This is a genomic window from Bremerella volcania, assembly GCF_007748115.1.
Classification (GTDB): domain Bacteria; phylum Planctomycetota; class Planctomycetia; order Pirellulales; family Pirellulaceae; genus Bremerella; species Bremerella volcania.
In genome coordinates, this window is record NZ_CP036289.1 from 2040058 (window position 1) to 2052647 (window position 12590).

Consider the following 12590-nt stretch of genomic DNA (forward strand, 5'->3'; position numbering starts at 1 on the left):
TCAATTAGTCGTTGAGGATGGCTTTCGCGGCGGCGTTGTCGGGATCGAGGTCGAGTACGCGTTGGGCTACCTTGCGGGCCTTTTCATGATTGCCAGCTTTTTCATAAAGCTCTGCCGCTTCGACCGACCACGATACCGTTTTTGGTCGTAACTGACCAGCAACCTCGAACTCGCGAGCGGCCAGGTCCCACTTCTTTTGACCGTGGTAGGCCTGGGCCAGTAACGCGTGCGCGTCGGCATCGGTCACTTGAATGCCGATCACTTCGTACGCCCACCTGGCGGCCTCTTCCCACGACTTTTGCTGGAGGAGAATCTCGGCCATCTTTTTCCGCAACAGCACGTCGTGATGCTTCTGGGCGGCGATCTGGGGAATGAGTTCGAGCAGTGCGTCGTTGTCTTTTTTCAGCAGATGAATACGCAAGATCGATTCCTGCCAATCAAGTTGGCCCGGCTCCTCCTCGGCCCCGCGCTGGTACAATTGCAGCGCTTCATCGAAGCGTTTCTGCTTCACGCGCAGGCCGGCCAGCAGTGCCACGGCGTTGCGTTCAAAGCGAGGGCTCCCGGCCGCGGTCTCGAACTCCGCGATCGCTTCTTCGTTGTCGCCAATGGTGAGGTACAGCCGCCCTTGAACGTAATGGGCCAGCGGCTGATCTTTGTCGGCGGCGAGCGCCTTCTTGGCATGATCGCGGGCATCGGGAAGTGCCTTGCGTTTGAGATAGATGAATGCCAGTTGGGCCTGGGCATCGGCATCCTGAGGATCTTCTTCGACCGTTTGATAAAGCTCGGCGAACGACTGCTCGGCCTCGGTGCTCAGCTTGGTCCCTGCGACTTCTTTCTTCAGGAATTCGACGTACTGCTGTTCGAAGTCGGCCTTGTCGATTTGAAACTCGTCTTTCAGGATTTCATCGGTCGTCTGGTAGTTGTGATAGGCGGCCAGCATCTTGGCGAGCGCGTCTTCGCCGAACTTCTGCTGGATGAACTGCGAGTAGTAATAGGCCTGGCAGTAGGCCATCGTCCAGTCGTCCTGATCGCTGGGGCGAATGAAACCGTAATTGATGGTGTCGAGATTGAAGACGCGATCCTCGGCCAGCCGACGAGCCAGAAGCGTTTTCCATTCCGGCGGACGCTGCTCACTTTCGTAACTGACCGCCAGGGCCTCGGTGAACCAGTGGGGAATGTTGAAGTCGGTCTGCTGCAAGTTCACCACGTGGACGAACTCGTGGCGAATCACGTGAGCCCAGTTGTAAGGACTCGGCACGGCATCGGGCGAGGCCATGGCAATCATCTTGCCGGCACACGCGCCGACTGTGCCGATATACGGCAGCCCCACCATCCGGGCGCTGAACCAACCGTGACCGCTAGTGTTCTTGGCCTGGTTGAAGATCTCGATCAGCGATTTGTCTTTGGGAGTGTAGCCGAGCCCTTCGCATACCTTCGGGTAGACGTTCTCTTCGAGGAATCGCGACATGTACACGGCAAGCAGGCGATCTTTCGAGGGATCGAAGCGGATGATGAAGTGCTCGGTTTCGATCGTTTCGTACGTAGCCAAAACGTCGAGCACTTCCAGCGTGTTCTTTACGCGGACGTTGAACGGATCGGCCTCGAACGCTTCGTCGAGAACCACTTTCGCGGTCCCCTCCTCTCCCATCCGCATCAAGACCATGCCCAGGTCACCGTGAACGCCGATCAATTGCGGCATCTTTTCCCGAGCTTGTTCCAGGTACTTCACCGCATCGGGATACTTGCGCACGATGTCGCAGCCGTTGCCCAGGGCCGCGTAGAACTCGCCCAGGTTGGGATGGTCCTGTTCAACCTGGGCAAGCAACTCACCCAGACGCGTTGCTTCGCCCGATTCTCGGTCGATGAGCGCAATTCCGTCTGCCGCCAGCATCGCGGAAGCAAGATACCCTTTCGACGTTTGATCGTTCGGGTTGAGCTTAACGACTTCACTGAGGATCTCAATGGCTTGCTCCGGCCGGAAGTCGGTCAGCTTGGCTTTTCCTTGGACCTGTTTCGCTGGGATGTGCTGTGGGTTGATGCCTAGCGCCAATTCAGCCGTCCGCAGCGCGGCATCGACGTCGTAACCAGTCAGTTCGACTGCCCCTTTTTCGGCATAGACGTCAGCGCTGTTCGCATTGATGGCGAGGGCCTTGTTCAAGTGCTTGGCGGCCTCGGCCATGTTGTACTTCTCGGCGAAGAGCTGCGCCAGCGCGAGTTCCGCTTGCCAGAAGTTGGGGTCTCGCCGCAGCACGTCCGGATAAAGATCGTTGACCAGGAATTGAAACTGCCCGCTGTTGCGTGTCCAGCGCGCATACTGCGACGCGGCCTGGCCGACATAGTAAAGATCTTCGGCCGAGTCGAAGTCGTCGTTCTCGTTATAGTAGTCGACGAACCATTCGTACCCCGTTTGCGCTGATTCAAGATCTCCTTGCACGCGAGCGAGTTCCGCGCGCAGCCAACGGGCGAGCGTTTGCGACTGGTCGAGCGCGAGTGCCCGCTTCACGTCCTCGTTGGCTTTTTCCCAATTGCCTCGCTGGAAGTGCAATCGTGCCGCTTCGGCTAAGAGTGCGGCCGTGGGCTGGGAGTCTTTCGCAAACGTGGTTATCGCAGCGAGGGCTTCGTCGCGTTTGCCTTGCGATTCGAGACTACGGGCAAGCAGAATTGCCGTCTGGGCATCGGTGGGCGTTTCGCCAATCTGTTCGACGACTTCGGCGTAGCGTCCTTGCTGCAGATTGGTGCGAAGTGTCTTCACATCAGCAGCCAGTGCGAAGCTAAAAGTCGACAACACAAACGCATAGGCGAACAGTGCGGTAACGGCGTGGCGGATCGTCAAGCGAATAGGCTCCTCCCCTCCCCTGCCCTGTGCGGCGAAGAGGGAAAATTTTAGAATGCAGTGTCGACTTTATTCTAGCTGTACGCGTCTTCCAGGGCGAAGGTTTTCGTCCAGATCACGAGTTTACCCCATGTCTGATTTTCATACCGTTGCAAAAGTTGGTGATATCCCTGAGGGGGAAGGTCAGGCCTTCAACGTCGGGGGACGCACGGTTGCCGTATTCAACACGAAAGAAGGCTACCAGGCGATCGACGACTTTTGCCCGCACATGGGGGCGTCGCTGGCTTCTGGGCCACTGGAAGACGGCGTGGTCGTCTGTCCGTGGCATGCTTGGGGATTTCAGCTGTGCGATGGGGCCTGGCTCGATAATCCGAAGATCAAGGTCGACTGCTTCGAGGTCCGTGTGGTGGACGAAGAGATCCAGGTTCGCGTGAATGAAAAGACGAACTAGAGCGGTTCCAATTCATCTGTAGCGTCTTTGGCTGGCTGCGGCCGCGCGGGACTTCGTTGACCTGCATCGACGAATCAAAAGGACTCGCCTGCTTCGGTCGCCTTGTCCAGCTTGCCTCGCCGACGCCCAGGACGCTACACCTAACTTGGAAACGCTCTAGCCGTCGATTTCGGCCATCACTTCATCCGAGATGTTGAAGTTCGCCGAGACTCCTTGGACGTCGTCGTGGTCGTCCAGTGCGGCCATCAGTTTCATGAGCTTTTTGGCATCATTGCCTTCCACGTCGACATGATCTTTGGGAATCCGCGTGACGCTGGAGTCGTCGACTTCGATACCGGCCTTCTCCAAGGCTTCTTGAACGTCGGAGTAAACTTCGGGCTCGCAGGTGACCGTGAAATGTTCTGCTTCCCGCTGGATGTCATCGGCGCCGGCTTCCAGGGTGATCTCCATGAGTTGTTCTTCGGTCGACTGATCGAGCAGGATGTGGAAGACTCCTTTGCGATCGAAGTTCCAAGCCACGCAGCCGCTGGCCCCCAGGTTGCCCCCGTGGGTGTCGAATAGCTTCCGCAGTTCGGGCGCGGTGCGGTTTCGATTGTCGGTCAGCGTGTCGACCAACACCGCAACGCCGCATGGGCCGTACCCTTCGTAGAGGATCTCTTCGAACGCGTCCCCCTTCGACTCACCGGTTCCCTTCTTGATGGCGCGATCGATCGTGTCATTGGGCATCCGAGCACTTTTGGCAGCGGAAATGGCCAATCGCAGTCGCGGGTTGGCGGCGGGATCTCCTCCGCCCATCTGGGCAGCGACCGTAAGAGCTTTCGAACACTTGTTCCAGATCTTGCCGCGCTTATTGTCGACGGCTTCCTTTTTGCGTTTGATGTTGGCCCAGTGGGAATGTCCTGCCATCGTCTCAGATTCTCGTCGGTCTGTGCGTGCCGCCAGTGGGCAACGGGGTGAATGGGGAATGTTGTAATGCGGTACCGCTTAGGTGTGCGTCTTCAGTTTGGACTCGACCTGCGAGAGAATCTCGGCATCGTCATCGTCTTGTAGGACGTCGCTGGCTTGCTTCCAACTGGCCAGGGCTTTCTCTTTTTGTCCCAAGGCAAGATAGGCATCCCCCAGGTGATCGAGGACCGTGCCGTCTTTGCTTTCGGCGAGCTTGGCGGCGTGCTCCAAGGTGGAGACGGCCTGTTCGTACTGACCCAGGCGGTAATAGGCCCAGCCGAGACTATCGAGATAGGCGTAGTTGTCGGGCTCTTTCGCGACCGCTTTCTGGATCATGGCGAACCCTCGCCCCAGGTTCTTTTCATGGTCGATCCAAAGATAACCGAGGTCGTTCATCGCGCCGGTATCGTCGGGGAATTCATCGAGCACCTGTTCCAGCCATTCGGTTGCCTGGGGCAGATCGTCCCTTTGTCCGGCAATCGCGGATAACAATCGCTTGGCGTCGCGAATCACCTGGCGAGTTTGCTGGTTCGCGAAGTCATCGGAGAACTTCTCGAGCAGCGTTTGATACTCCTTCACCGCTTCTTCGGTGCGGCCAGCATGGTAGAGGGTCCACGGAATACGACTTCGCAGCAGGGCCGACTCCTCGTCCAGCAGTGCTGCTCGCTTGGCGGTTCGCAATGCGTCGGACGTTTTGCCTTGCATCTCGAGCGTGGTGGCCAGGTAGAAGTAGAACAGCGAAGTTTGCGACTTCGGCAGACCAAGCTTGATGGCCGTGCGAAAGGCCTGTTCGGCGACCTCTTCCTGCTGGTCTCGGAACGCTTGTAGTCCGAATTGCATCAGCAGGCGGGCCTCTTCCTGGTTGTCGAGATCAGGGAAAGCGGACTCCGCCCACGACCAGGCAGTCTGGCCTTGGCTGGCCAGCTGATAGAGCCGAGCAATGCCGATCCGCTCGTTGAGCGAACGTTCCGCCGGAGTGAGCGACTTCAAGTAAGCCGCCAGTTGATCCCACTTCTTTTGATCGGCGATCAATTTATCGAGTGGCTCGTTGATCGTATCGAGGTTGTAGTTCCCGTCGAGCGACGTTGCCAACAGCGAGACTAGTGCAGGCCAATCGGACTTGGCGATGTAGGCCTGGCAGAGGTTATTGAGCGCATCGGCATCGGTCTCTTCTTCGATCAGAGGTGCCGCGACGGCGATGACGTTGTCCCAGTCTTCTTGCTGGGCGTAGAGACTGGTCAGAAAGTACGCCAGCGGTGCGAAGTCGGGGGACGCATCGTGCAGCTTTCGCAGCCGGTCGATGACTTCCTTTCGGGCGGCCTCGGGGCTATCGGCCATCTGCTGACGAACCTTCAGCAGCAGTGCGTACGGCTCTTGGCCGGACACGCGATGATCGGCGTCCAGGTACTGGTCGAGTTTGCCTTGGGCCCCAGCCCAGTCTTTGCGGGCAGCGAGAACTTTGGCCAGGTGTATCAGGTGGACTTCGGGGCTGGGATCGATCTCTTCGGCCTTGGCGAACATCTTGGCGGCCTTGTCGGGCTGGTCTGCTTCCAGGTAAACATCCCCCAGTTTTTCAAACGTCGAACGAAGCCCGCCACTGGTGAACTGCTCGACGACCCCATCGAGTTCAAACTTATCCGGCTCGCCGATCATCTTGGCGACTTCGTTGGCATGACGCGCTGCCATTTTAGGTTCGCCGTGCGATTGATAGGTGCTGAGCAAACGGAAGTGGATGCCCAGCGCCTGGGTGTGGGCACCTTCTTTTTTAAGCAGCGCGAGCGCGCGTTCGTAAAGTTGAATGGCTCGTTCGGTTTGGCCATCTTCCAGACAGTACTGAGCGACCCGCTGCAAGGCATCGGCCGTCATCGTCATTTGGTTTTCCGCCAGCAGAATGGCATACCGCGATGCGATTTCGTTTCGCTGCAGCAGAAAACCAAGTCGCACGATCTCTTGGAGGATGGTGGCCGAGCCGGGGCTTAGGCGGTAAGCGCGTTGATAGGTTTCCAGGGCGCCGGCTACGTCGCCGCGATGATCTTGCAGGCGGGCCTTGGTCAGCAGCGTCGTCAGTTGAAGACGATTCTCGGCCGATTCGTTACGAGGGGTTTTCTCGATCAACGGTTCCGGCAACTGAGAAAACGGAAGTTCATCTTTGCCACGGTTGGAGGCGACAACTTCCTCGGCCGAGGAACTTTCGGCGGCGGCCAGTGACCTTGGGATGACGCTGCCTAGAACGAGAGCCGCAAACAGCGGCAGCATCCATGAAGATGGACGAAGTATCATAGGACCCTCAACCGGGCGAGGAGTGGATGAATCGATTCGGCAGCAGGTTTAGATCTGCTGGGGATCGGTTTGCCATGAATTCTATCCTGGACGGGGGAAATGGTCCAAGATGAAACCTGCCACCTCGTTCGGGTGAGGAGCAGTTCTATTTAGGCTTCTTTTTGGTGATTCGCGTCGACGTTTTCTTCGTTGCGGCCTTTTTGGTGGTCGACTTGGTGGCCTTCTTCTTGGCGGGTTCGGCCTTGGCCGTTTTCTTGGTGGCAGCCTTCTTAGTGGTCGACTTGGCGGCCTTAGTGGGAGCGGCCTTTTTGGTGGTGGCCTTCTTGGTCGTCGTCTTCTTCTTCGGAGCCGCTGCTTCCTTAGCGGGGTCTTCCTTCGGTGCTGGCGGTTCTTCGCTTACCCGTTTAGGGAAACGCGACTTGGCGTCGGGGGCGATTTCCAAAAGCAGGTCACGAATCTTCTTCGAGAACGGTGCATTCTGGAAATCTACGGCCAGTTCGTGGACCATGTCGGAGAACTCGACCCCCTTGGTTTTGGGAATGGCCCGCTCCATGCCGGGGATGGCCTGCTTTTCGAGTTCTTTGTCGGTGATCGCACCGAGGACAAACATCAGATTCAACAGAGCCCGATCGACCGGGATCGAATGGCCGCCGAGGCCGTGCTGGGTGACGTACCCGACCACAAATGGCGTGGCGCCATACTTTTCGATGCTGGCGACGGCCTTGCCCTGGTTCCCCTTCTTCAGGCCTTCCAGGTCGTAGGTGTAGATGGCCTCGAAAATGTTTTGCAGCAGCGTCTTTACACGCGTCGCGGCAACGTCCGGCATCGGGTGCTTGGCAAACATTTCGGCCAGTTCGGGAACGCTCGTCACGCGGACTTCGTTCCAGTCGAAGTACTCGCTTTGAAGCGTGCCGTAGCATTCTTCGGCGACTTTATGCGGGGCGTTTTCCAGGATGGCGGAAAACACGAGTTGCTCGAGGATCGACCGTTTGTCAGGACCGGCGGTCGTGTAATGCTTTTTGACGATCTTGTGGCAAGCGGTGAAGACGTTTGCTCGGTTTGCTGCGGCCATGGCGTTGTGTGAAGTCTCTTGGTTGTAATGGGCGGGATGAAAGGCAAACGGATTCGCGGGACAACTACGAAGACTCGTCCGAGTCGTCGTCTTCCGGTTCCCAATCTTCGTCTGCCAGTTCCTCTTCCGAGACATCCTCGTCTTCCGACGGCGGCAGAACTTCCTTCAGAATGCGGCTGACTTCCAGCGACTGCTTTACCCCCTTGTCGATCTCGAATTCGAGTTTCGGGATGTAACGCGTGTCGATACGGTCCTTGATGCACGACTGCAGGAAGCCGGCCGAGCGGCGGAGACCATTGAGGCAGAGTTGCTGCTTCTTTTCGTCTCCCATGATGGAAACGTGGACCTTGGCACTGCGCATGTCGCCCGCCACTTCCACTTTGGTTACCGTCACGTCTTTGACGCGCGGGTCGCGCAGCTGCGTCAGGATTGCCATGCTGACAACTTCCCGAATCGCAGATGCGGCTTTCAATGTTCGACGAGACGCCATAGGTCCTTTCCCCGTAGTTAGGGGCATCAAGAGGGGTGTTTAGCTTTCCAGGGTACGAGCGAATTCCTCGACCTTGAAAGCTTCGAGAATGTCCCCTTCCTTGATGTCGTTGAAGCCCGAGAGCTTGATACCGCACTCGTAGCCTTCGCGGACTTCCTTGGCATCGTCCTTTTCTCGTTTGAGCGAATCCAACGGATAGTCGCCGATACCACGTCCGTCGCGGTTGACCCGGATCCGGCAACCGCGTTCGATGATGCCGCCCAAAACGCGGCAACCGGCGATGGTACCGATACGGCTGATCGAGAACGTTCGCTGAACCAAGGCGCGGCCCAGTTCCGTGACGCGGGACTCGGGCTTGAGCTGACCTTCGAGCAGCAGTTTGATGTCTTCGGTCACCTTGTAGATGATGTCGTAACGGCGAATTTCCACGCCGCGATCATCGGCCAGGCTACGTGCCGCTTCATCCGGAATGACGTTGAACGCCACGATGACCGCATTCGAAGCGGAAGCGAGCGTCACGTCGGCCACGGTCACACCACCCACGGTGGCCTGCATCACGCGGACCTTGACTTCGGGGTGATCGAGCTTGTCGAGTTCTTTCTGAATCGCCTCGATCGAACCACGCGTGTCGGCTCGCAAGATGATGTTCAGGTAGACGATGCCTGCGTCGTCGCCGGCCAGGTTGCCGGATTGCAGACGTTCCTGGAATTGCTCGAACGAAACCTTGACGGTGTGGCCACCGAGCTTATCGGCGCGGCTGCGGTCCGATCGCATTTCGGCGATCTCGCGTGCATCGGCGATGTCTTTCAATACGTAGAACTTCTCGCCGGCGGCAGGAGCTTCGTCGAAACCGGTGACGTTGACCGGGGTCGAAGGAGCGGCTTCTTCCAGACGCTTGCGGGCGTCAAGCGTATCGTACATCGCTTTGACACGGCCAAAGGTACTACCGCAGACGATCACGTCGCCTACTTTCAGGGTACCGTTGTTGACGATCAGCTTGGCAAGCACGCCACGATCCGACTCTTGTTCGGCTTCCAGGCAAACGCCGACCGCGTCGCGGCTGGGGTTGGCTTTGTATTCGTGGATTTCGGAGGTCAGCAAGATGGTTTCCAGCAGCGCGTCGACCCCTTCGCCGGTGATGGCGCTGGTCTTCACCACTTCGACGTCACCGCCCCATTCGGCCGGCAACAGGCCATGCTGCGACAACTGCTGCAGGGCTCGGTCGGGATTGGCACCGGGGACGTCCATCTTGTTGAGTGCCACGATGATCGGTACTTCGGCCGCTTTGGCGTGGCTGATGGCTTCTTCCGTTTGCGGCATCACACCGTCGTCGGCGGCCACAATCAGCACGGCAATGTCGGTCACGTTGGCACCACGGGCACGCATTTCGGTAAACGCTTCGTGACCCGGCGTATCGACGAAGGAGATTTTCTTGTCTCCCTTGTCGACGATGTAGGCACGAATGTGCTGGGTGATCCCGCCGGCTTCGCCGCTGACGACGTCCAGGCCGATGATCTTATCCAACAGCGACGTTTTACCGTGGTCGACGTGACCCAGGAACGTAACCACGGGCGGACGTTCGGCCAAATCGTTTTCGTCGTCGACCTGATCCTCGATCTGCGAGATGAGGGTGTCTTCGATCGACTCCGGTTCTTTGATCTTGAGATCGACGCCATGTTCGGCTGCGATCAACTCGGCCGTTTCGGCATCGAGAGTGGCGTTGATGGTCACCATCTGGCCGAACGCCATGAGCGTCCGCTGGACGGCTTGGGCGGGCAGGCCGGTCGCTTCGGAAAACTCACGCAGCGTGCATGGCAGTTCCAACGCGACGTCCGTTTTACGTGGTGCAGCCGTCGAAATCTTGGGGCCTGACTTTTCGCGACGGGGGCGCTGACGGCGACCGCGCGTTTCGTCCCCTTCATTCATGTCGGCCGAGATCGACTTGGAACGCTTGCGGCCCTGGGTTCGCGCGTCGCGGCTGCCGGCCATGCCAGCCATCCCGGTCGACTTGCCTTTACCCTTACCTTTGCCCTTGGCTGGTGCCTCGGCGTCATCACGAACTTCGACTACTTCTTCAAAGTCTGCCGAGGATTTGCGATCCTTGGACTTACGCTTCTTCTCGTGCAGCTTGGTGAATTCTTCAAGCGGTGCTTTCTGCCCCTTCTTGGCGCCTTTGATGGCTTCCTTGGGGAGCTGCATGATCGGCTTTTGAGCGGCCGGCTCTTTCGATTGGGTCGGCTGCTTCGGGGCCGGAGCGGTCGGCATCTTGGCGATCTTGACGACCGGCGTCACCTTCTTGGGCTTCGGCTTGGGCTTGTCGCGATCGTCTTCTCGCTTCGGACCACTGCCACCGCCGAGGGTGCGAACTTTACGCTGCGAGCCGATGGCGATGTAGTCGCCGCGGCGAATGCTGCGAACTGGGGCGTCCTGATCCGCTTCCTCTTCAGGCTTGGCCTCTTCCTGATCGTCAGCCTGCCCCGACTGGGCATCGGCAGCCGGCTTTTCGGCAACGACTTCAGCTGGCTCAGCACCCTTTTCCGCATCAGGGGTTTGAGCGGCTTCCTTCGCGGAAACCGGCGTCGATTCTTCCTGGGCGACCGCTGCGCTTTCGTCCGCTACTTCTTCCTCGTAAGACGATTGCGATTCATCCTCTTTGGGACGCATCTTGTTGCCCAGAGGACCGCCAAGAGTGCGGATTCGCGAGGGCTTGGCCGGCTGGACCGGGCGTTCCGGGCGCATCGGTTCGTCGACGGCTGATCGGCTTTGCGAGCCGCGGCCGCCTCCGTCGCCACCAGAGTCCTTGTTCATGAAGGCCTTGACTTTGACGAGTTCGTCATCGTCCAGGCTGGCAAGTGCAGACCCCTTCCCGGTAACGCCTGCACGGTTGCAGATGTCGACGAGTTGCTTGCTATCTACCTGAAGTTCTTTAGCTAACGCGTAAATTCGTATGGGCACTTTGGCCTTCCTGCTGAGTTTACTTGGGGTGACCCTGAGGTTGATTACCTCACGAGACACCTGTTACCGGGACCCATAATCCTACGTCCCGCCAATTATTTTGCCAACCACGAGCCAATTTGCTAATCGTTACAATCGCAACTTGGCGAATCCGGCAGCTCGCACACGAGTGCGGCCATTTGCCCGATTCGTTTCGCTAGTTGGAACTCATCGGGAAAGGCCTCGCTGCCGAGGGGATACGATTTGGGGGCTCCGCTCAATCATTGCGCGGAGCCGTCTTTAAGCTTCTCATCACGAATACGGCGACGCTCGGCTTCCATGGCCTTTTCGGCCTCTTCCGCCTTTTGTTCCGCCATATCGCGAATGTGTTCAACTTGTTCTTCCGTGTATTCACCCATTTCCATCATGGCGTCGGTTTCGATGACTGAGAGATCGTCATAGGAAAGGAACCCTTCCCCCACGAGCTGCTCGGCCACTTCGTCGGTGATGCCTTCGATGGAGCTGAAGCCGGTCACGGCGCGTTCGATCTGCTCTTCGAGTTCTTCGCGGAGCATGATCTCGATGTCCCATCCGCATAGCTTGCTGGCCAGGCGGACGTTTTGCCCTCGGCGACCGATTGCCAGGGAAAGCTGATCCTCGCGAACCAGAACGATGGCACGACCCATCATCTGGCACAGAATCACTTCCTCGACCTCGGCAGGCTGAAGAGCATTGGTGATCAGTTCTTGCGGATTTTCGCTCCAACGAACGATATCGATCCGTTCGCCGGCGAGTTCATCCACGATGTTTTTAATGCGGTTCCCGCGAACACCCACGCAGGCACCGACGCAGTCGACGCGCTGGTCCGAGCTATCGACGGCTACCTTACTGCGGTAGCCGGGCTCGCGACTGATGTTGCGGATTTCGATCACGTTTTCGGTGATTTCCGGGATTTCCTGTTCGAACAGGCGTTCCACGAACTTCTTATTGGTACGGCTGAGAACCACCTTCACGCGGCTTCCCTGCTTGCGCACCTCGAACACAACCGCGCGCACACGGTCATTCGCATGGAACGATTCACCAGGAATTTGTTCGCTGCGAGGCAGAATCGATTCGACGTTATCTAGGGTGACGATCGTCGCGCCCCCTTCACTGCGATGCACGACGCCGTTGACCATCTGGCCGATCAGTTCGTCGTATTCTTCGTGCAGTGCGTCGCGTTCGGCTTCGCGAATCTTTTGGATGATGACTTGTTTGGCAGTTTGCGCACCGATACGGCCCACCGTTTCTTCCGGGTCCATGGGTGCGCCATCGATGGTCCCGCTGATGGACCCATCTTTCCGATCGATGTTGATCACGACCTCGGCGTCTTCGGAGTGGTACTTGCGCGAAGCCGATACCAATGCCGATTCGATCGCCTGGAAGACGATTTCCTTGTCGATCTTTTTGTCCCGGTGAATCGCGTCAACGATTCGCAAGACTTCAGACGGATTCATGAGTCCTTCACTTTCAACGATGGGTGCTGCCTGGGGTGCACTTGACTTGATGAGCCAAGGGGTCGCAGCCTGGGCAGGCTTACTTGCGG

Annotated in this window: 8 protein-coding genes; 1 reads left to right on the forward strand and 7 read right to left on the reverse strand. The window is 58.1% G+C overall.

Translation table 11 applies throughout. From position 1 onward, the window contains the following. Positions 1-4: 4 nt before the first annotated feature. Entirely contained in the window at positions 5-2833 is a 2829-nt protein-coding gene (locus tag Pan97_RS08420) for a tetratricopeptide repeat protein (protein WP_144971654.1), read from the reverse strand. A 130-nt stretch (positions 2834-2963) separates the two neighbouring features. Here Pan97_RS08420 and Pan97_RS08425 point away from each other — a divergent pair, with 130 nt between their 5' ends. Continuing rightward, positions 2964-3284 carry a Rieske (2Fe-2S) protein gene (locus Pan97_RS08425; protein ID WP_144971655.1) on the forward strand — a complete coding sequence of 107 codons (321 nt, stop codon included), beginning with the start codon at positions 2964-2966 and terminating at the stop codon, positions 3282-3284. Positions 3285-3440: 156 nt separating this feature from the next. On the opposite strand, the gene Pan97_RS08430 is transcribed toward Pan97_RS08425, so the two are convergent. The 6 genes from Pan97_RS08430 to nusA form a co-directional block, all read right to left on the reverse strand. After that, positions 3441-4190 carry a YebC/PmpR family DNA-binding transcriptional regulator gene (locus tag Pan97_RS08430; protein ID WP_144971656.1) on the reverse strand — a complete coding sequence of 250 codons (750 nt, stop codon included), beginning with the start codon at positions 4188-4190 and terminating at the stop codon, positions 3441-3443. A 78-nt stretch (positions 4191-4268) separates the two neighbouring features. Further along, on the reverse strand, positions 4269-6509 hold the full coding sequence (locus Pan97_RS08435) for a tetratricopeptide repeat protein (protein ID WP_144971657.1): 2241 nt from the start codon (positions 6507-6509) through the stop codon (positions 4269-4271). A gap of 145 nt (positions 6510-6654) precedes the next feature. Beyond that, complete coding sequence (locus Pan97_RS08440; protein WP_144971658.1) at positions 6655-7581, reverse strand: hypothetical protein; 927 nt, start codon at positions 7579-7581, stop codon at positions 6655-6657. A gap of 64 nt (positions 7582-7645) precedes the next feature. Further along, positions 7646-8071 carry a 30S ribosome-binding factor RbfA gene (gene rbfA / locus Pan97_RS08445; RefSeq protein ID WP_144971659.1) on the reverse strand — a complete coding sequence of 142 codons (426 nt, stop codon included), beginning with the start codon at positions 8069-8071 and terminating at the stop codon, positions 7646-7648. A gap of 39 nt (positions 8072-8110) precedes the next feature. Then, complete coding sequence (infB, locus tag Pan97_RS08450) at positions 8111-11026, reverse strand: translation initiation factor IF-2 (RefSeq protein ID WP_144971660.1); 2916 nt, start codon at positions 11024-11026, stop codon at positions 8111-8113. 260 nt (positions 11027-11286) lie between these two features. After that, entirely contained in the window at positions 11287-12501 is a 1215-nt protein-coding gene (gene nusA / locus Pan97_RS08455; protein WP_144971661.1) for a transcription termination factor NusA, read from the reverse strand. Between the last annotated feature and the right edge of the window lie 89 nt (positions 12502-12590).

Excerpts from the sequence above, each read along its gene's own strand:
- Pan97_RS08425 (WP_144971655.1), top strand. The coding sequence starts at position 2,964 with ATGTCTGATTTTCATACCGTTGCAAAAGTTGGTGATATCCCTGAGGGG.
- Pan97_RS08430 (WP_144971656.1), bottom strand. The coding sequence starts at position 4,190 with ATGGCAGGACATTCCCACTGGGCCAACATCAAACGCAAAAAGGAAGCC.
- Pan97_RS08435 (WP_144971657.1), bottom strand. The coding sequence starts at position 6,509 with ATGATACTTCGTCCATCTTCATGGATGCTGCCGCTGTTTGCGGCTCTC.
- Pan97_RS08440 (WP_144971658.1), bottom strand. The coding sequence starts at position 7,581 with ATGGCCGCAGCAAACCGAGCAAACGTCTTCACCGCTTGCCACAAGATC.
- rbfA (WP_144971659.1), bottom strand. The coding sequence starts at position 8,071 with ATGGCGTCTCGTCGAACATTGAAAGCCGCATCTGCGATTCGGGAAGTT.
- nusA (WP_144971661.1), bottom strand. The coding sequence starts at position 12,501 with ATGAATCCGTCTGAAGTCTTGCGAATCGTTGACGCGATTCACCGGGAC.